General features: G+C 60.1%; 15 protein-coding genes. 12 read left to right on the top strand and 3 right to left on the bottom strand.

From position 1 onward, the window contains the following. The first annotated feature begins 1,067 nt into the window (after positions 1 to 1,067). Genes EOB36_RS07790 through EOB36_RS07800 form a run of 3 tightly spaced genes read left to right on the top strand, consistent with a single transcriptional unit; the run spans position 1,068 to position 4,721 of the window. The gene (locus tag EOB36_RS07790) at positions 1,068 to 2,282 is read left to right on the top strand and encodes a glycosyltransferase family protein (RefSeq protein ID WP_095483629.1); all 1,215 of its coding nucleotides are present in this window, start codon (positions 1,068 to 1,070) and stop codon (positions 2,280 to 2,282) included. Position 2,283: 1 nt separating this feature from the next. Beyond that, on the top strand, positions 2,284 to 3,528 hold the full coding sequence (locus EOB36_RS07795; protein ID WP_095483628.1) for a glycosyltransferase: 1,245 nt from the start codon (positions 2,284 to 2,286) through the stop codon (positions 3,526 to 3,528). After that, a complete protein-coding gene (locus tag EOB36_RS07800; protein ID WP_128284604.1) occupies positions 3,525 to 4,721 on the top strand; it encodes a glycosyltransferase family protein in 1,197 nt (398 codons plus the stop codon). Before EOB36_RS07795 ends, EOB36_RS07800 begins: the two co-directional genes overlap by 4 nt. Positions 4,722 to 4,810: 89 nt before the next feature. On the opposite strand, the gene EOB36_RS07805 is transcribed toward EOB36_RS07800, so the two are convergent. Further along, the gene (locus tag EOB36_RS07805; protein ID WP_126107239.1) at positions 4,811 to 5,482 is read right to left on the bottom strand and encodes a class I SAM-dependent methyltransferase; all 672 of its coding nucleotides are present in this window, start codon (positions 5,480 to 5,482) and stop codon (positions 4,811 to 4,813) included. A gap of 82 nt (positions 5,483 to 5,564) precedes the next feature. Here EOB36_RS07805 and EOB36_RS07810 point away from each other — a divergent pair, with 82 nt between their 5' ends. From EOB36_RS07810 to EOB36_RS07825, 4 genes are all read left to right on the top strand, one after another. Then, positions 5,565 to 5,930 (top strand): hypothetical protein, encoded by a 366-nt coding sequence (locus EOB36_RS07810; protein ID WP_128284605.1) that lies wholly within the window; start codon positions 5,565 to 5,567, stop codon positions 5,928 to 5,930. Between the two features lie 17 nt (positions 5,931 to 5,947). Continuing rightward, positions 5,948 to 8,662 carry an ABC transporter ATP-binding protein gene (locus EOB36_RS07815; protein ID WP_127289336.1) on the top strand — a complete coding sequence of 905 codons (2,715 nt, stop codon included), beginning with the start codon at positions 5,948 to 5,950 and terminating at the stop codon, positions 8,660 to 8,662. A 191-nt stretch (positions 8,663 to 8,853) separates the two neighbouring features. Beyond that, positions 8,854 to 9,303: a cyclic nucleotide-binding domain-containing protein gene (locus tag EOB36_RS07820; protein WP_095483624.1), complete on the top strand. Its 450-nt coding sequence runs from the start codon at positions 8,854 to 8,856 to the stop codon at positions 9,301 to 9,303. A 121-nt stretch (positions 9,304 to 9,424) separates the two neighbouring features. Further along, positions 9,425 to 10,279, top strand: coding sequence for an MBL fold metallo-hydrolase (locus EOB36_RS07825; protein WP_095483623.1), 855 nt, complete (start codon positions 9,425 to 9,427; stop codon positions 10,277 to 10,279). Between the two features lie 114 nt (positions 10,280 to 10,393). On the opposite strand, the gene EOB36_RS07830 is transcribed toward EOB36_RS07825, so the two are convergent. Continuing rightward, positions 10,394 to 11,170: a polysaccharide deacetylase family protein gene (locus tag EOB36_RS07830; protein ID WP_128284606.1), complete on the bottom strand. Its 777-nt coding sequence runs from the start codon at positions 11,168 to 11,170 to the stop codon at positions 10,394 to 10,396. Continuing rightward, a complete protein-coding gene (locus EOB36_RS07835; protein ID WP_128284607.1) occupies positions 11,167 to 12,255 on the bottom strand; it encodes a glycosyltransferase family 4 protein in 1,089 nt (362 codons plus the stop codon). The genes EOB36_RS07830 and EOB36_RS07835 overlap by 4 nt, the downstream gene beginning before the upstream one ends. Before the next feature lie 93 nt (positions 12,256 to 12,348). Between EOB36_RS07835 and EOB36_RS07840 the strand changes: the two genes are divergently transcribed. From EOB36_RS07840 to EOB36_RS07860, 5 genes are all read left to right on the top strand, one after another. Continuing rightward, positions 12,349 to 13,509 (top strand): DUF3095 domain-containing protein, encoded by a 1,161-nt coding sequence (locus EOB36_RS07840; RefSeq protein ID WP_128284612.1) that lies wholly within the window; start codon positions 12,349 to 12,351, stop codon positions 13,507 to 13,509. A gap of 114 nt (positions 13,510 to 13,623) precedes the next feature. Then, positions 13,624 to 14,967 carry a nucleotide sugar dehydrogenase gene (locus EOB36_RS07845; protein ID WP_128284608.1) on the top strand — a complete coding sequence of 448 codons (1,344 nt, stop codon included), beginning with the start codon at positions 13,624 to 13,626 and terminating at the stop codon, positions 14,965 to 14,967. A gap of 97 nt (positions 14,968 to 15,064) precedes the next feature. Beyond that, positions 15,065 to 16,405 carry an adenylate/guanylate cyclase domain-containing protein gene (locus EOB36_RS07850; RefSeq protein WP_095483620.1) on the top strand — a complete coding sequence of 447 codons (1,341 nt, stop codon included), beginning with the start codon at positions 15,065 to 15,067 and terminating at the stop codon, positions 16,403 to 16,405. Between the two features lie 163 nt (positions 16,406 to 16,568). After that, the gene (locus EOB36_RS07855; RefSeq protein WP_128284609.1) at positions 16,569 to 18,464 is read left to right on the top strand and encodes an ABC transporter ATP-binding protein; all 1,896 of its coding nucleotides are present in this window, start codon (positions 16,569 to 16,571) and stop codon (positions 18,462 to 18,464) included. A gap of 26 nt (positions 18,465 to 18,490) precedes the next feature. Further along, positions 18,491 to 19,187, top strand: a 697-nt coding sequence (locus EOB36_RS07860; protein ID WP_245467660.1) for an ABC transporter substrate-binding protein, incomplete at its 3' end; no start/stop codon positions are given.

Genomic DNA, 19,187 nt, shown 5'->3' on the forward strand with positions numbered 1-19,187 from the left:
TTCCAGATTCGCGCTCCCTCATTCCCACTCGATTGTTCAAACAGCATATAACTCATTGACAAAAAATTACGCTCTTGATTTTAAAGGGAAAATCGCCACAAAAAGATATTTTGAGATTTCGCCAACTATCGGGGCCAATCGGCCGATTTTTTTGCACCTTGCAGCGTTCGACGCCGCGCCCAAGCCGTCTCGAAAAGTACCGTCACCGCCCCAGCTAAGGCATTAGCCGAAGCCGTCGCGATCGACAAGCAACCGGTGTTGCATACATCCTACTACAGGCGGTGTGCTGTGAGCGCTGGCATCCACTCGATTCCTGCCGAATTTCCGGCTAGCCTGGGCGATAGATGGCTCAGTTCTGGTGGGTGATTCATAATCAGACCGCCCTTCAAGAGATTGATGGGCAGCACCTTTGGTCCCCCAAGACCGAGAGCAATGGCGCGCGAAGTGAGTTCTACAACAATATGCGCCGTGCGACGCCCGGCGACCTTGTCGTTTCGTATGCCGATCAAGCAATCAGGTATATTGGCAGGATAGCGGAATTCGTCTTCACCGCTCCGAAACCAATGGAGTTCGGAGAGACCGGGGCTTATTGGAATCAAGAGGGATGGCTTCTGCCGAACTTTGGGACACCGGGTTTCCCTTCGATCCATCCCCAAGACAATAATACGGAATCTAGGCCCGCTCCTGCCGAGGCGATATTCGCCATTCCATCTAGTTTCGGGCTCAGGCAATCAGAAAGCCTATCCAACAGGCATTCCACAGAATACCTTCGAGTTGGTGATAGCTTGCGCCACTTTCGGCCGCGAGGCGCTGTCACGCGGCGGCTTGAATAGCCCGAACTTTGAGGTGATTAATGAGCTTGGACGACATTGTCGAACGTCGTATAGCGGACGACGATCAGCTTGAAGACACGATCAAAAAGAGCGGCATCCTTGGACCTCCTGGGTAGTACAAATTGAAAATTGCGGCCTCATGTTTCAAACAGGTCGGTGGATGACCCGCGAGGATGGTTTCGAAGCGGGGTCGCCTACGGTCCTCAAGGCGAGAATTCTAGAAGACGTTCAGCAATGACCCATCACGTACAAAACGCTCGAATTCTCATGTACAGCCACGACACGTTCGGGCTCGGCCACTTGCAGCGCTGCCGGACAATCGCGCATTCGCTGGTCGAGGATTTCCGCGGACTTCAGGTGCTTATCATTTCGGGTGCGACTATCGCTGGCGCCTTCGACTACCGCGCCCGTGTCGACTTCGTGAAGATCCCCAGCGTCATCAAGTTGCGCAACGGCGAATACACCTCGCTGGAAAAGGATATCGATCTGCATGAGACGCTAAGGATGCGCCAGTCGATCATCCGCCACACCGCCGAGACCTTCCGGCCGGATATCTTCATCGTCGACAAGGAACCGCTCGGCCTGCGCGGTGAGATTGAGGACACTCTGTCCTACCTCAAGACGCGGGGCACCACGCTCGTGCTTGGCCTGCGCGAGGTGATGGACGCGCCGCATCTGCTCGAAGCGGAGTGGGCACGCAAAGATGTGATGCGCAAGATAGGCCTGTTCTACGACAAGGTCTGGGCCTATGGTCCGCCGGATTTCTACGATCCGTTGACTGGCTTGGATGTGCCGCCGGCTATCAGGGCAAAGATGAGGTTCGTCGGGTTCCTGCAACGGAGCCTGCAGCGGAACGAGTTGCCCGGCCACCGGCCCGAGGGCGACTATATCCTCGTTACCACCGGTGGCGGCGGTGACGGCGCCGACCTGATCCACGACGTCATCGATGCCTATCACCAGGATCCGCAATTGCAGCATAGGGCGCTGATCGTGCTTGGGCCTTACATGCCGGCGCGCAAGCGCAACAAGCTGCTCAAGAAGGGGTGCAAGATCCCCTACATCAAGATGATCGAGTTCGACAACCGCATGGAAGACCTGATTGCCGGCGCCAAGGCGGTAGTGGCGATGGGCGGTTACAACACCTATTGCGAGATACTATCTTTCGACAAGCCGGCGCTGATCGTGCCGCGCGTCACGCCCCGCGAGGAACAACTGATCCGCGCACGGCGCGCAGCCGAACTCGGCCTCATCGAGATGCTTTTGCCGGAAGAAGCCGAGGATTCCCAGCGGTTTGCCAATGCACTGAAGGTGCTGCCGGAGCGGCCCCGCCCATCGCAGAGCAATCCGCATCTGACGCTGGAAGGGCTGCCTCATATTTCCGAAATCGTCGCGGAACTGCTCGACCGGCGGGCCGGCCATCACCTTTCGGTCATTGAAGGCATGAACTGAGTTGCAACATCGCAAGATCGTCGTGGTTCTGAAGGGCTATCCACGGCTGTCGGAAACCTTCATCGCGCAGGAACTGCTCGGTCTGGAGCGTGCGGGGTTCGACCTGATACTCGTCGCGCTCAGGCGGCCGACCGACTCAAAACGCCACCCCGTGCATGACGAGATCAAAGCGCTCGTCCACTATCTGCCGGAATATCTGCATGAAGAGCCGCTGCGCGTGGTTCGCTCGCTGTTTGCCTGTATGCTGTGGCCGGGCTTCTGGCGCGCGCTCGGATCGCTGGCTAGCGATATCCCCCGCGACTTTACGCGCAATCGCGCGCGCCGCTTCGGGCAAGCGCTCGTGCTGGCGGCCGAATGGCCGGAAGGCGCGGGCTGGCTGCATGCACATTTCGCGCATACGCCGGCATCGGTGACGCGCTATGCCAGCCAGCTTCGTGGACTGCCCTGGAGCTGCTCGGCCCATGCCAAGGACATCTGGACTTCGGCGGACTGGGATCTGGCCGGCAAGCTTTCCTCGGCGCGCTGGACAGTCACTTGCACGAAAACCGGCTTCGACCGTCTGAAAAAACTCGCTAACGGCAGCTCCTCTGTGCATCTGAGCTATCATGGGCTCGACCTTGATCGCTTCGGCAGTTTCGGCGAGGCGCGAAAACAGCATGATGGCTCGGCGCCGGACGAACCGGTTATCGTTTTGAGTGTCGGGCGCGCCGTTGAAAAGAAAGGTTACGATACGTTGCTGGAGGCCCTCGCCCTCTTGCCTGGTGATTTGGCGTGGCGTTTCGAGCATATCGGCGGTGGCGAGGAACTGGAACGGCTCAAGGCGCTGGCGCAAAAGCTCGGACTGGATGGTCGCGTCTCTTGGAAAGGCGCGCTTGCGCAGGAGGAGGTGCTTGAGCACTACCGAGGCGCCGACATCTTCGCCCTGGCCTGCAGGATCACCGCAAATGGCGACCGGGACGGTCTGCCGAATGTTCTGGTGGAGGCGGCCAGCCAGAGGCTTGCCTGCGTGTCGACCGATATTTCCGGCGTGCCGGAGCTCTTATCGCCGGATGAAACCGGGCTGCTGGTTCCGACGGAAAACCCAATTGCCCTGGCACAGGCGCTGGAGCGCCTGATCCGTGATCCCGTGCTGCGCGCCCGCCTCGGCGAGGCCGCGGAGCGGCGCGTGCGCGGCAATTTCGATCATATGGCAAGCATTGGACAGCTCAAGGAACTGTTCGAGCGGGAGTGGCGGGCCGCCGAATGAAGCGGCTGCGCGCTTTCTTCTATGTCCAGCACCTGCTCGGCATCGGCCATCTCGCGCGCGCCAGCCGCATTGCGGCGGCTCTGGTCGATGACGGGTTTGACGTAACCGTCGTGACCGGCGGGGCGCCGATCGCGGGGTTTCCGGGACGGGGTGTAAAATCTGTAACCCTGCCACCTGTCACCTCCGGTGATGAAGGATTTTCCGGACTCGTCGACCTGCAGGGCAAACCCATCGATGATGATTTCAAGAAATGGCGTTCGGAGCTGCTGCTGCAGGCATTCCGGGATTGCAGGCCTGATATTGTCATTGTCGAGGCGTTTCCATTTGGACGCCGGCAGATGCGTTTCGAACTCTTGCCGCTGATCGAGGCCATCGACGCGACATCGCCCAGACCGCTGCTGGCGACGTCCGTCCGTGATATCCTTCAGGAGCGCGTCAAGCCGGGCCGAAACGAGGAAACGGTCGATCTCATCAACAGGCATTTCGACCTTGTCATGGTCCACGGCGATCCGGCTTTCGCAACCATCGACAAGACATTTCCACTGGCTGGGGCGATCAGGACCGAGGTCACCTACACAGGGCTCGTTGCCGCGCCGCCAGCGCCCGCGACCTCCGAGCGCTTCGACGTTCTGGTGTCGGTTGGCGGCGGGGCTGCCGGAAAGAGCCTTGTCAGCTCCACCATCGCAGCGGCGCGGAATGCTAACAACGGTTGGAAATGGTGTTTGATCACCGGCCCAAACCTGCCGAAAGACGAGTTTGACGCGATCGCACACGATGCCACGCCGGGCCTGTCCATCTTCCGGTTCCGCGAGGATTTCGCCAGCCTGCTGACCGGCGCCCGCCTGTCAGCCTCGCAGGCGGGTTACAACACGGTCTGCGATGTCCTGCGCGCGGGTTGTCGCTCCCTGCTCGTTCCATTTGCAGCCGGCGGGGAAACCGAACAGACGGTTCGCGCCCTGATGCTCGAAGAACTCGGTCTTGCAACGGTGCTGATGGAAAATGACCTGACGCCTGAAGGTTTGGCGCAAGCGATCGAACAGGCGCTTGTGGGACCGACGCCATCCGCGCATCGTCTCGATCTGGAAGGCGCGCGTCACTCGGCGCAAATCCTGCGTGAGCGGTATCGAACCTGGTCCCTAAAAGCGGGGCCCGGTTTCGGAAAAATTCATGATCAAACAGACGATGGATTCTAACGGGCGTCTGGCGAGGTTCGTGCGACGCGCTTCAAGTCCTTATTTTTATCCACGTCATTGTCCCAAAACCGCTACGCGGACGAAATGCATTAAACAGTTCCGATAAGCATAAAGCGCGTATAATTTTTTGTCGGTAGTTCGCCGGAGAACCGCACCTCCCGTAGCGCCGCCATTGCTTCGAAGGCTGCAAGTGAGGCCACGCAGCTGATGTGCGTTGGCTCGCTGAAATAATCGTTCGATTGCAGCAGCACATTCATGCCCCGCGGAAGCAGAGCAAGCCAAGCGCGCAGATCGGCTATGTGTTCGCAGCTCGTATTGACCGTCAGGTCGGGTCGCCCGGCCGCATAGTCGAGTGCGTACATATCTGCCGTCAGCGCCCGGAACCGGTCGCCTGCTTCCCGGTTGAGGGTCCGGGCGACCGGCGCGACTTCGGGATCGATGTCGATGCTATCGACCGCCGCGATGTCGAAGCGGGCGTCGTTGAAAAGCATTGCCGGCAATATGCCGTACCATCCACCCAGAACCCATATGCGCTCGAACCGGCCGCCGCAGCTTTCGAACAGCCTATCAAGCGCCCACATCTTGCAGGCGACCTGCTTGTGGTTGAAGGCGTTGGCGATATCGGCCTTCGGATGCTTGGTAACGACGCGCGCCAGCCCTGCCACGAGAGGGCAGTTGACATAGGCAGCAATTCCCCGCGTGAGGTCCAAGGCTTGCTCGTGCCAGTCCATGCCGGCATTGCGTGGTTGCGTGACATCCATCATATTCGCCTTGTATGTTGGGATTTCGGGCGACACAACGCAATCTTGCCTCGCGCAAGGCTGTTGATTCGCGGATGTGATTATGCTGCAAGCTGCTTCGCCATTGCCCGGTGCCGGAGAGAGCCTGTTGCATCTGTTCGGAGCAGCGGCGTCCATCTGGCAGCACCAGCCGCGCAGCCGGGACCTCGTGCCGCTCGGCTATTCGCCAAAACCCTACGGAAGCCGCGAACCGTTCGGCCAGCTGCAGTCTTCGCTGATCGCCAATTCCCACGTCGTTGTTATCGACCATGCGCCGGAACTGGATCGCGCCGCCTCGCAGGTTCCGTCCATCGTTGAGCGCAGGACAATCTCCGTGCACTGCAGCTTCGAGCTTGCCGCTGGCGACGAAGAAATCGCCGATATGCTATTCGCCAGCAGGTGCTTTTACATCCTGCATCTTTCCAACTGAAGGGTCCACAGCCGCATATGGAACCCAGCCTAGCCCGCTATATCTGGACGCACACCAAGAAGCAGCAACTCTGGATATTGATGATCGTCGTGCTTTCGATGATCCCGTATTTCATGTCCTTCGACCTGCCGAAACTGATCGTCAACGGCCCGATCCAAGGTGGCGGCTTCGAGCAACCGGGCGCGACCCAGCCATTCATGAGGCTACACTATAACTTGCCGTTCATTGGAGAGGTCCAGTTCTTCTCCGGTTTTCAGCTCGACCGCAAGGAGACGCTGTTTGCCCTGAGCGTTGTGTTTCTCTTGCTAGTCATCATCAACGGCCTGTTCAAACTCTACATCAACACCTACAAGGGCCGCCTCGGCGAACGCATGCTGCGGCGTATCCGTTTCGATCTGGTCGATCGTGTGCTGCGGTTTCCGCCGGTTTACTTCAAGCGGGTGAAATCCGCCGAAGTGGCGACCATGGTGAAGGACGAGGTGGAGCCGCTGGGCGGCTTCATCGGCGATGCCTTCGTGCAGCCGGTGCTGCTCGGCGGCCAGGCGCTGACGGCCATGCTGTTCATCATGGTTCAGAACGTCTGGCTCGGAATGATAGCGGCTGTGATCGTGGGGATCCAGATCGTGCTTATCCCGCGAATGCGGCGGCGGCTGATCGTGCTCGGGCGCGAGCGGCAGTTGACGGCGCGCGCGCTTTCGGGCCGGGTTGGCGAAATCGTCGACGGCATCGGCGCGGTTCACGTCCACGATACATCAAACTACGAGCGCGCCGACATAGCTGCCCGGCTCGGGCTCATCTTTAAGATCCGCTTCGATCTTTACCAATGGAAATTCATGGTGAAGTTCCTCAACAATTTTCTCGCGCAGGTCACGCCCTTTTTGTTCTACATGATCGGCGGGTACCTGGTCATCCAGGGCCGGTTGGACGTCGGCCAGCTCGTGGCCGTGATCGGCGCCTACAAGGACCTGCCCGGACCGATGAAGGAACTGATCGATTGGGATCAGGCGCGGCAGGATGTCCAGGTCAAATATCAGCAGGTCGTTGAACAGTTTACCGCCGAGGGTCTCATTGCGCCGACAATCGGGGCATTGACGATCGACGATCCCGCTCCGATGACCAACCCCCTGTCGGCCATCAATCTGTCCATGGCAGACGATGGCGGTGCAATGCTCCTCGATCGTATCTCCCTCCAGGTCAGGCCGGGTGAGACGGTGGCGCTGGTTAGCACCACAACAGGTGGAGCGGAGGCGCTTGCAGAAGCCTTCGCGCGGCTGAATCGGCCGGACAGCGGAAGGGTCGCTTCGGGCGCCGACGACCTGCTTGAACTCCCCGAAGCAGTGACCGGCCGGCGCATGTCCTATGCCTCGTCGGATGTTTTCCTGTTCCAGGCAAGCCTCCGCGATAACCTGCTCTACGGGTTGAAGCACGCGCCGCTGACATCGGTGACTTATGAGGGTGCTGCGGCAGACCAGCGCCGCTGGAACATCGACGAGGCGCGTCGGTCGGGCAATCCGGAGCTTGATATCCACAGCGACTGGATCAACTATGCTTCCGCTGGCGCTACCGGCCCGCACGACCTCTTTGAAGCCGTGCGCCGGGTGCTCGACGCGGTTGTTCTGTCGCGCGACATTCTGGATCTTGGCTTGCGCTCTTCGGCCGACCTCACGCGTCACACGGAGCTTGCCAGGCGGATCGTCGAACTGCGTGCGGCGCTGCGAACCCGGCTGGAACACGAAGGGCTGAGCGGACTGGTGGCTCCTTTCGAACCGGGCGCGTACAACAAGGAAGCAACGATCGGCCAAAACCTGCTCTTCGGCGCTGCCGCCGGCCCCGAACTGGCCGACAGGGCTCTGGCGGCCAATCCCTATTTTGCTTCTGTGCTGAAGCAAGCCGGCCTCGACCGCACGTTCTACGAAATGGGCATGGAGATCGCCGAACAGGCGATCGAGCTGTTCGCCGACCTGCCGCCCGATCACCAGTTCTTCCAGCAGCTCGCCTTCATGAGCGCCGAGGAGATACCCGCCTACGAAAGCTTGCTGCAACGGCTCAAAAACCGTCCCTACGAGGCGGTTTCGGAGAACGACCGCGCCATGATCATCACCTTGAGCTTTAACTATATCGAGCCCCGGCACCGCTTCGGCCTGCTGAGCGACGAGCTCATGAGCAAGATCGTCGCTGCACGCAACCAGTTCTATGAAAACCTGCCGCCCGAGCTGCAAAATGCAGTCGAACGATATGATCCTGCCAAATACATTGCCGCGGCTACCGTCATGGACAATGTCCTGTTCGGGCGTGTGGGCACCAACCATCCCGACGCGCCGGACCGTATACGGTCTATCGTCTATGACATCCTTGACGAACTGGGGCTTTATGACGAACTTCTGGATGTCGGCCTGGACTTCAACGTCGGCTCCGGTGGCAGGCGGCTGACCGGTGGACAGCGACAGAAGCTCGATGTTGCCCGGGCCCTGATCAAGCGTCCCGATTTTCTCATTCTCAACCGGCCGCTGTCGGCGCTCGACCAGCGCATGCAGGATAAGGTGCTGCGAAACGTGCTCGAGGAAGCCAGACGCGACGGCCATTCGCCGGCAATTGTGTGGGTCGTGACGAATCCGGCAATGGCGATGATGTTCGATCGCGTTGTCGTCTTCGACTCGGGTCGTTTGGTGGAAGACGGAACACACGAGACACTTTTGGCAGGGAACGGTATCTTCAAGGAACTGCTGTCATAGAGCTTTGGACATTCCGATGGGATCATTCTGCCGGTGGGAACTTGTTGCAAGGTCAAGGGATTGAGGTTTGCACCTGATCCGGGTTCGCTACCATTCGCGTGGTTCGTCTCGCCATCCCGGAAACAGAATTGATTCCATCTGGGCGTCCGTTGGTCTAGTCTGGCAAACGCGAATTGGGAAGGTTTGCGACAATGCTGCTCAAGGATGAAGTTGGAATGCTGCAACGCGTTCCCTTGTTCGCTGCCATCGAGCCGACAAAGCTCAAGCTGCTTGCGTTCACATCCGATCGTGTGAGCTACAGCGCCGGCCAGATCCTTTTCCGGCAGGGCGACGAGGGAGACGCCGCCTATGTCATCCTTTCAGGCAGGGCAGATATTCTGGTCGATTCCGACAGCGGACCGATAAAAGTTGCCGAACTGGAGTCAAATTCGATTGTTGGCGAGATCGCCATATTGTGCAACAGCTCCCGCACTGCCACCGTCAGAGCGGCAAGTCCGCTGGAAGTCTTGAGAATCCGTAAGGATCATTTCCTGAGGCTTATGAGGGAGTTCCCGGAAATGACCATCGAGATATTGCGGGTTCTTGCCGATCGCCTAAGCCATACGACCGCGGATCTGATCGACGCACGAAGCGCCAAATAACCAAGACGTGCGCTCGATCCTCGCCGTCGTGATGGCAGTGTCCTCTTGCTGAGAAGGTCGCCCGGAGAAAGCCTGTCTCGCATAGCAGCAGTTGTTTGGCTAAGATGGGCGAAGGGGTAGCATGGACGACGACGTTTTCCTGGTCAGGTTTTGGGGTGTGCGCGGCAGCATTTCGGTATCAGGGCCAGAATTCTCTCGCTATGGCGGCAACACAATCTGCATTGAGATGCGATGCGGTAAGCATACGCTTCTGTTCGACGCGGGCTCTGGCCTACGGCCTGCCGGCGGGGCGCTTCAGGCGTCGGCCGTGACCGATTTCGACCTGCTTTTCACCCATTGCCATTACGATCACATCATCGGGTTGCCGTCTTTTGCGCCGATCTATGACCGGAGCGCCAAGGTTACGCTTTGGTCCGGGCATCTTGCAGGACACATGACGACCCGGCAGATGGTCGATGAGTTCATGCGGCCGCCGTGGTTTCCGGTGAAACTGGAGATCTGCAAGGCAAGCCTCGACTATCGCGATTTCGTATCCGGAGACGTGCTTCGGCCGCGCGAAGGGGTGGTGGTCCGAACCGGCAGTCTTATCCATCCGGGCGGCTGCATAGGCTACCGAGTCGAATGGGGCGGCCGCGTCGTGGCGGTGATCACAGACACTGAGCACGAGCCGGACAAACTCGATCAGGCGGTGCTCGCCCTGATCGAAGATGCCGACCTCGTCATTTACGATTGCACCTACACCGAGGAGGAAATGGAACGCCGCCGCGGTTACGGGCACTCGACATGGCAACAGGGCGTCAAGCTCTGTGAGGCGGCCGGTGCGCGGGGGCTTGCGCTGTTTCACCACGATCCGACGCGGACCGACGAGGACCTGGACGAGATCGAGAAACTGGCCAAAGACAGGTTTACCGGCGCTTTTGCCGCGCGGGATGGCCAGACGCTCAAATTTCCAGTCTCATTGCGCAAAAAGCGCTGAGCTATTTTCCTCTAGAGCGGTTCACCGTTTCACAGAAACGGCGAACCGCTCTATCTTTTTGTTTTGACGCAATTCCCAAGGGAAAGCGCTACGCGCTTTTCCCGGGAAAACCGCTCACACTTTTCCTGGAATTGCTCTAGCGGCGCTGCGCCCGATCAATGTCCTGATCGGAAGCCATGCGCAGGCTTCAGTCTGTGCGGTGACTGTGAACAGCCGTTCGAGGAAGAGCCAGGCCGATTCATCATGCACGAGATGGTGGGTGAGCAGGCCGACCGGTTCGCCGCCGTCGATTGCATGCTGCAATTGCGCGATGATAGCCTGGACCAATAGGCCATGATCGCGGCAGCCGCGCGTGCCATGCCAATCCATGATGTCGACATTGCTGTTGATGACTGCAAGTGAAGCCGGCCTCGGCGGCCCATAGACCGACAATGCCGAAAATCCTATCGATCCAAGGTCGGATACCAAGCCGGCGTCGATCCTGTTCCAAGGTGGCACCAGCATCGGAACGGCACGTGCGCGGTGCAGTTCGGTTACGTGCGTCAGCCCGCGAGCCAGATCATCGAGCACCGCCTCGCGTGGCCGATGCGCGCCGAGTTCCTGCTTTTTCTGGTGCTCGGGCGCATGATTTCGGTGCGCCCAGCCATGGATGGCGACCGTGGCATGCGGCGCCTCGCCAAGCCGGACGACAAGCTTCTCATCAGTCAGGGCCGGAATGACGGCCAGAGTGACCGGAACCGCGAATTTACCGGTAAGGTCGAGCAGCCGATCAAGCGCAGGCGTCGGATCCACGGCGTCGTCGTCGCGCAGCCAGAACTCTGCCTTACGGTCCGCCCGTTGCAGGCACGCCAGTTCTTCCACCAAGGGCTGCCAGATCTGATCGGATGTCATGAAACCGGGATCTTCGCAAGAAGGTTGGCCAGACGCGCCGCTGCAACACCGAGGGAACGTTCTTCGAGGATGAAACGCCTGGCTTCCGCGGCCATGATGGTTCTTTCGTCGTTGCCGGCCAGAAGCCTTTCAATGGCAGAAGCGAACGCCGCCACATCGCCCGGCGGGGTGAGAAACCCGGTCTGGCCATCCCGCACGACCTCCGGCACGCCGGCGATGTCTTGAGCCACCACCGGAAGGCCGGCGGCCTGCGCTTCAAGATAGGCAACGCCATAGGCCTCGCCATAACCCGGCCAGACGTAAATTCCCCCACGGTAGAGGACATCCGGCACGGCGGCTGGCTCAATCGCGCCAAGCCATTCGATACGGTCGGCGGGCAAGCCGGCGAATTGCGCTTTGACCTCGTCACGGGCAGGCCCATCCCCGACGACCGACATGGTCCAGGGCACGTGGCCGATCGGACCGAGCGCCTGCGCCAGCATGCGATAGCTTTCGACTTTGTCGCCCGGGCGCATCATGGCGACGGTAACGAGGCGCGTCGGACAACCCCGTGCCGGCAGTTCCCGGAATACCGATGTGTCGATGAAGGGCGAAAGCATACCGAGAGCGGCGTCGGGAATCGCATCTGTCAGTCCCTGACGATCCCTTTGCGTGAAGCAGATGTTCAGCGCTGCCTGTTCGACGGCTCGCGCCACCAACGCTTGCGTATCGGCCCACAAGCCGGCGTTGCGCCGCCTCGAATAGGAGGCTTCCGCTGTCACGTAGGGGACAGCAAAGGCCGACGCCAGCTCGGGCCCGATCAGGTCGGGCGCCTTGTAATAGGGATGATAGGAGAACCAGAGATCGGGCTTGCCGTCACGATCCCAAAGCTTGGTCAGCCGCGCAGCCTCCTCTCGGGCCTCGGTCTTGAGCGCATCGAAACTCTTCGACTCCGGTTCGCGTAGATACAAGCGCAATTCGGATGCCAGTTCGACGCTATGCCCTACATACTCCAGCGCCTTGACCAGCATCCGTGCCATCTGGCGGTCGCCGGAGGCAACGGGATGATTGGGTGACTTCAGCGGCGCGTAGAAAGCAATTCGCATCGCCGGACCCTATCATCGGAAAGCCTGCGCAAGTCAATTTCGAACCATGATCGACTTCACCCTTCAAGCACTGGAATGTGCTATCTGATGCTCATGGAAACAGCTGCCGCGTCCGACCCGTTTGTCGCTTCTTTGCCGGTCTTCGCAAGGTTCGAAAGCGTTGCCGATATCGATAACTATCGGCCTCTCCCCGATGGCTGGGCGCTGGCCACCGCAGACATCGTCGGCTCGACCAAGGCGATCGAGGCGGGGCGCTATAAAACCGTCAATATGGCCGGTGCCAGCGTCATTTCGGCGCTGCTCAATGCGCTGGGTAGGCAAGATCTTCCCTTTGTCTTCGGCGGCGACGGCGCGCTCGTGGCGTTTCCTGGCTCGGCGCTGGAGATCATCCGCAACGCGCTGGCGGCTGTCCAGAGATGGGTGGCGGACGAACTGGATCTGACCTTGCGTGCCGCAATCGTGCCGATAAAGGATATAAGAGCGCAAGGCCTCGACGTTCGCGTGGCGAGGTTCCAGGCCTCCGAAGCGGTCTTCTATGCCATGTTCGCCGGAGGTGGCGGCAGTTGGGCGGAAGCCGAGATGAAAGCCGGGCGCTACCGCATCGATCCTGCGCCGGCCGGCGCGCGGCCGGATCTGACCGGCCTCTCCTGCCGCTGGAACCCGATCGAAGCCCGGCATGGCGAAATCGTCTCGATCATAGCCGTACCGGGGGCGTTGCGCGACCTGCGCGGTTTTCAGTTTCTGGCTTCCGACATCATCGCCCTTGCCGGCAGGCAGGAACGCGATGGCCACCCGGTGCCGGTGAACGGGCCGAGCTACAGTTTTCTGCCCGCCGGCCTCGATATCGAGGCGCGGGCCATGGCACCCGCAGGATGGCGGTGGCTATCGAAGCTGTGGGTAGTGTTCCTGATGACGCTTACGGCTGTTACGGATAGATATGGCTGGACGATCGGCAGTTTCGATCCGAAGATCTACAAACGCGACGTGGCCAGCAATTCGGATTTCCGGAAGTTCGACGACGGCTTGAAGATGACCATCGACGTTGACGCGGATGTGTTGCAACGGATCGAGAACCGGCTGAAACAGGCGGAAGAGGCGGGCATCTGCAACTATGGCCTGCACCGCCAGAAATCGGCCTTGATGACATGCCTCGTCGCATCGCCGCTGCAGCGCGATCACGTTCATTTCATCGATGGCGCCGCCGGCGGCTATGCGATTGCTGCCGCAAGCCTGAAGGCGAAGGTGCCGGTCTGATGACGGCTTGCGGAAACCGATTTTCCGCAATATGCCTCGGCAATGGTTCTTGGGACCATGGTGCGCCTCGCCATGGGCGCGGACAGCCTGTCCGAATTGACGGGAAGCAGATTTTTGGACGCCTCACGATCGACATATGACCGTCTTCTGAACCGGATTTCGACGCGTGCCGCGCAAGTCGGCGTGATCGGACTGGGCTATGTCGGGTTGCCGCTGGCGGTTGCGATCGCACGCGCCGGCTTCCCGGTTTCCGGCTTCGACGTCGAAGCCCAGAAGGTCGAGAGCCTGAACAACGGCCAGTCCTACATTGAGGCGGTGACGTCCACAGCCCTTGCCAGCGAGGTGGCGATCGGACGGTTCCGCGCCACTGCGGATTTTGCCGAACTGGCCGTCTGCGATGTCATCATCATCTGCGTTCCGACACCGCTGACGAAACACCGAGAGCCGGACCTCTCCTTTGTCAGAAACACGGCAGGCACCATCGCGAAGCATTTACGTCTCGGCCAGCTGATCGTGCTGGAATCGACCACCTATCCTGGCACCACCGACGACGTGATCAAGCCCATACTGGAAAAGACCGGCTTGCAGTCGAGGATAGACTTCTTCCTCGGCTTCTCGCCCGAGCGCGAGGATCCCGGCAACCGCAGCTTTGAAGTCGCGACGATCCCCAAGGTCGTGGCAGGTGACGGCATTGAAGCGGCGACGCTAGTGCAGGCTTTCTACCAGGGCGTGGTCAAGACCGTCGTTCCGGTTTCCACCACGGCGACCGCCGAGGCGGTCAAGCTGACGGAAAACATCTTCCGCTCGGTCAACATAGCCCTCGTCAACGAGTTGAAGGTCGTGCTCGGTGCGATGGGCATCGACATCTGGGAGGTGATCGAGGCGGCAAAGACCAAGCCCTTCGGCTACATGCCTTTTTATCCTGGCCCTGGACTTGGCGGGCACTGCGTTCCGATCGATCCCTTCTACCTGACGTGGAAGGCGCGCGAATACGAACTGCCGACCCGTTTCATCGAGCTGGCCGCAGAGATCAACACGGCTATGCCGCGTCATGTGGTCGATGAACTGGCGAAGGCGCTGGACCGGCGCCACGGCAAGGCGCTCAGCCGCTCGCGCATTCTCATCATCGGGCTCGCCTATAAGAAGAATGTGCCCGACATCCGCGAAAGCCCCTCATTGCGGCTCATTGAACTCATCGAGGAATGGGGCGGCAAGGCGGAATTCCACGATCCGCATGTTACCGAAATCCCGACCACACGGGAGCATATGGCGATCAAGGGGCGTCGCTCGGTCGACTTGACCGAGGTGGCCTTGAAGGATTTCGACGCTGTCGTCGTTGCAACCGACCACGACGCGATCGACTATCAGGCGATCGCTGATCACGCTCCTCTGATCATCGACACACGCAATGTTTTTGGCCGCCTCGGGCTAGCCCGAGAGACGGTGGTGAAGGCCTGATGGCGTCCGAGCCGGCGAATTTTTTGCCCGCTGTCAGGATCGTGATTGCATCCCGCCGGCAGCCTCGCCACATGAGGCCCAAGAGTTCGGAGATAGCATGAGCACAGCGCAAGCAGAAATTTCTGCCATTCTCATGGATAAGGTTGCCGATTGGCTGACCCAATCGGCGCTGGCGGGCGACGACCTGGAAACATTGGTAAAGGGCTTTTGTGAACGGCTGGCTGCTGCCGGCCTGCCTTTGAAGCGGGTGCATTTGAGCTTTTCGATGCTTCATCCGCTTTATGACGCGCTTGGCTTCACCTGGCTCCGCGGCCAGGGCCTGGAAGTGGAAGGCTTCCGCAAGGAGGACGGCGTTCATTCTGACAGATTCCTGACCAGCCCATACTATCATCTGCTCAGCAACAAGCTCGACCATCTGCGGCGCCGGCTCGACCCGTCAGTGTCGTCGGAATTTCCTGTTTTCGATGACCTCAGGCTTATGGGCGTCACCGATTACATGGCTTTCGTGCATCCCTTCAGCGGCAATACCAGTCAGGGCATGCTGGGGTCTTGGTCCACCGACAGTGCTGCAGGCTTCAGCGACAGCATGATTTCGGCGCTGCTGCGCATCCAGAACCATCTCGCCATCGCAACCAAGATGGCGGTGCTCACCAAGCTCGCCGACAACATGATGACCACTTATCTCGGCGGCGACGCCGGCAGGCGCGTGCTGGACGGCCAGATCAAGCGCGGCGAGGGCGATACCATCCGGGCCGCACTGGTCATGGCCGATATGCGCGGGTCGTCAAGGCTTGCCGAAACCTCCGGCCGCGAAATCTATATCGATACGCTGAACCAGTTTTTCGACGCCGTTGCCGCACCTTTCAATCGCAGCGGCGGGCAGATCATGAGTTTCATAGGTGATGGCTTCATTGCCGTCTACCCTTGCGAAAGGCATCGCTCGCAGTCCGAGATCGCTTGCCAGGCTGCTCTTGCGGCAGCGCACAAGGCCAGCGCGCGCATAATGGATCTCAATCTGCGCAGAAAGGAGCAGGGGTTAGGCGACATAAAGTTTGGTATCGGCCTGCATGTCGGCAATGTGATGTTCGGCAACGTCGGGCTTACAGACCGGCTCACATTCTCTGTCTTCGGCTCGGCTGTAAACGAGGTCCAGCGCCTCCAGACCCTGACCAAGAAACATCCGCACAGCGTTCTCGCCAGCAAAGACTTCGCCAGCTATTGCGGCGCCAACAGCTGGCTGACGCTCGGCAAGGAGGAACTGGCGGGCATCAAGCAGAAGCTGACGGTGCTTTCACCCGATTTGTCGGGTGCTCTCGCGCTCGATGAAGACGGTGCGCTGGAGCCAATTTACGACCGAATATCGGACGCCGAGCAGGTCATGCTGCTTCATCGCGATGCCGCGCGGCTGTCGGCGGCCGACCCGAGGAAGCTCCAGTAACCGCCACGATCTGATCCGAACGCCTTGGTATGCAGTCCGGTCGCCGGTTCCGCCAGGGAACTGGCGACCGTTTCGAATCCAAGTTGCTCTAGGCTGGCAATACGCTAGTCTCGCTTTTTGGGCCTGCCGCCTGGCAGGCCGCCAGAGTGGGGCTGGTGTGAGAATGAATTCGGGTGTTGATCTGCTGCGGATCGAGGATGTTGGCATCTCTTTTGCCATTATCGGGGGACCCTTGCATGCCGTCAGGCGTGCAAATCTTCGCGTCCTGCCCGGCAAGGTTACCGCGCTTGTGGGCGAGTCCGGTTCCGGAAAATCGGTTCTCAGCCAGGCAGTGATGGGCATTTTGCCGAACACAGCCCATGTTCGCGGCCGTATCCTGTTTTCCGATCCTGAAAAGCCCGGCACGACGCAGGATATCCTGCAGATGCCGCGTGACGGACCCGAAATCCGGGCGTTGAGAGGCAGCCGCATCGGCAAGATCTTTCAGGAGCCGATGACATCACTGTCGCCGCTGCACACGATCGGCAATCAGGTCAGCGAATCCCTGCAGATTCATACGCCCATGGCTCGGGTGGAGCGCAAGGCGCGGACCGAGAAAATGCTCGGCCTTGTCGGCTTTCCCAACCCCAAGCGCGCCTATGACATGTATCCCTTTGAACTTTCGGGAGGATTGCGTCAACGCGCCATGATCGCCATGGCGCTTATCTGCCGGCCCGCCCTGTTGATCGCCGACGAGCCGACGACGGCGTTGGACGTCACCATCCAGGCGCAAATCCTGCAATTGCTGCGCGAGCTTCAGACGAAGCTGAACATGGCGATGCTGCTGATCACGCACGACCTTGGCGTGGTCGCCAATGTCGCCGACGAGGTGGTGGTCATGTACCATGGCGAGATCATGGAAGCGGGACCTGTGGAGGCGATATTCCGCCGGCCAGGCCACCCTTACCTGAAGGGCCTGATGGCAGCCGTTCCGCATTTCGACCTGAAGCCTGGCGAAAGGCTAAAGGCGCTCCGCGAGGTGCCGGTGAATGTCGGGAACCTGCTCGGCAAGCAGACGGCGCCGGCATCGAAGGGGCCGGACGACATCCTGCTGTCGGTCAGGGATCTGACAAAGACCTTCACCATCCGCAAGTCCGGATGGTTCGGCGGAGATCATCAAGCCTCTGTTCGCGCCGTGGACGGCGTGAGCTTCGATATCAGGCGGGGTGAGTGCCTGGGTCTTGTCGGCGAAAGTGGCTGCGGCAAAACCACCGTCAGCAAGATCCTCATGCGGGCTGTCACCCCTAGCGGCGGCTCTGTGAACTTCAACGGCCGCGATGGTCCGATCGACGTCTTGGAAGCCGAGGGAGACGCCCTGCGCATGCTGCGCGCGAAAATCCAGATGGTCTTCCAGGATCCGGTTTCGTCGCTTTCACCTCGTATGACGGTGGAGAACATCTTGAGCGAGCCGCTGGAAATCCATCAACGTGGCAATGCCGCGTCCCGACTCGCCACGGTCAAGAGCCTGATGCAGGCAATCGGGCTCGATCCGCGCTTCATCAAGCGTTATCCGCACAGTTTCTCCGGCGGGCAGCGTCAGCGTATCGGCATCGCGCGCGCGTTGGCGCTGGGGCCTGAACTCCTGATCTGCGACGAGCCGGTTTCGGCACTCGATGTCTCTGTCCAGGCGCAGATCCTGAACCTTCTGAAGGACCTGCAGAAGGAACTGGGCCTGACCTACCTGTTCATATCCCACAACCTGGCGGTGGTGGACTACATGGCAGACCGCATCGCGGTGATGTGCGGCGGGCGTATCGTCGAGCTCGCACCGCGCGAAATTCTGCTTAGGAAACCGGTCCACCCCTACACGCGCTCACTGGTCGCCGCAGTACCTTTCCCCGATCTCGACAGGCCGATGGATTTCAAGACGCTGAAGCTCGGCGGCGCTTCCGACACCAGCGCATGGGGACCGCAATTCCGCGACGAAGGCGACGAGGGCATGCTGTCGCCGCTCGACCTTGGCGGCGGCCACCTCGTGCTGGCCCGGCGTACGGCCGATGTCAGCGAGTTACGCCATTGATCAGCCGGCGCACCGTCCTTGGACTCATGGCTTCGGCATTTCTGCCGGGCACGTCGCACGCCGGCGATCTGGAGCCGGAATTTCTTCAGCCGCGGCTGAAGGCCAGGGCGCTGCCGGCACTCGCCGAACGCTTGCCCAAGAGCCCGCGCGCGTTGAACCTCGCCGCGATGGGCCGGCAGCCCGGCCAGTATGGCGGCACGCTGCGCACGATCATCGGCAGCCAGAAAGATATCCGGATGATGACGATCTACGGATATGCTCGCCTGGTCGGCTATGACGAAAAGCTTAACTTGCAACCCGACATTCTCGAAAGTTTCGACGTAGCGGATGATCGCGTCTTCACTTTCAAGATTCGGGAAGGGCATAAATGGTCTGACGGTAGCCTGCTGACGCCGGAGGATTTTCGCTATTGCTGGGAAGATGTCTGGCTGAATGATGAGCTTTCGCAGGGCGGGCTTGCCCCGACCCTGCTGGCGGACGGCAGGCCGCCACGCTTCGAGATCGTCGATCCGTTGACGGTCCGCTATAGTTGGAATGCGCCCAATCCCGACTTCCTGCCCAAGCTCGCTGCTGCTTCGCCGCTATCGCTTGTTCTGCCGGCCGCCTATCTCAAGCAGTTCCACAAGAAATACCAGGATCCATTCCGGCTCGCCGGCCTGATGAAGGAGAACCGGGCCAAGAAATGGACGCTCCTGCATATCCGCATGTCGCGGCAGTATCGCC

Origin of the sequence: Mesorhizobium sp. M6A.T.Cr.TU.017.01.1.1 (assembly GCF_004023115.1) — a bacterium.
Classification (GTDB): Bacteria; Pseudomonadota; Alphaproteobacteria; order Rhizobiales; family Rhizobiaceae; genus Mesorhizobium; species Mesorhizobium mediterraneum.

Bases quoted from the DNA above. Each gene is read 5' to 3' on its own strand.
- EOB36_RS07790 (WP_095483629.1), top strand. From the start codon at position 1,068: ATGACCCATCACGTACAAAACGCTCGAATTCTCATGTACAGCCACGAC.
- EOB36_RS07800 (WP_128284604.1), top strand. From the start codon at position 3,525: ATGAAGCGGCTGCGCGCTTTCTTCTATGTCCAGCACCTGCTCGGCATC.
- EOB36_RS07805 (WP_126107239.1), bottom strand. From the start codon at position 5,482: ATGGATGTCACGCAACCACGCAATGCCGGCATGGACTGGCACGAGCAA.
- EOB36_RS07810 (WP_128284605.1), top strand. From the start codon at position 5,565: ATGCTGCAAGCTGCTTCGCCATTGCCCGGTGCCGGAGAGAGCCTGTTG.
- EOB36_RS07815 (WP_127289336.1), top strand. From the start codon at position 5,948: ATGGAACCCAGCCTAGCCCGCTATATCTGGACGCACACCAAGAAGCAG.
- EOB36_RS07820 (WP_095483624.1), top strand. From the start codon at position 8,854: ATGCTGCTCAAGGATGAAGTTGGAATGCTGCAACGCGTTCCCTTGTTC.
- EOB36_RS07825 (WP_095483623.1), top strand. From the start codon at position 9,425: ATGGACGACGACGTTTTCCTGGTCAGGTTTTGGGGTGTGCGCGGCAGC.
- EOB36_RS07830 (WP_128284606.1), bottom strand. From the start codon at position 11,170: ATGACATCCGATCAGATCTGGCAGCCCTTGGTGGAAGAACTGGCGTGC.
- EOB36_RS07835 (WP_128284607.1), bottom strand. From the start codon at position 12,255: ATGCGAATTGCTTTCTACGCGCCGCTGAAGTCACCCAATCATCCCGTT.
- EOB36_RS07840 (WP_128284612.1), top strand. From the start codon at position 12,349: ATGGAAACAGCTGCCGCGTCCGACCCGTTTGTCGCTTCTTTGCCGGTC.
- EOB36_RS07850 (WP_095483620.1), top strand. From the start codon at position 15,065: ATGAGCACAGCGCAAGCAGAAATTTCTGCCATTCTCATGGATAAGGTT.
- EOB36_RS07855 (WP_128284609.1), top strand. From the start codon at position 16,569: ATGAATTCGGGTGTTGATCTGCTGCGGATCGAGGATGTTGGCATCTCT.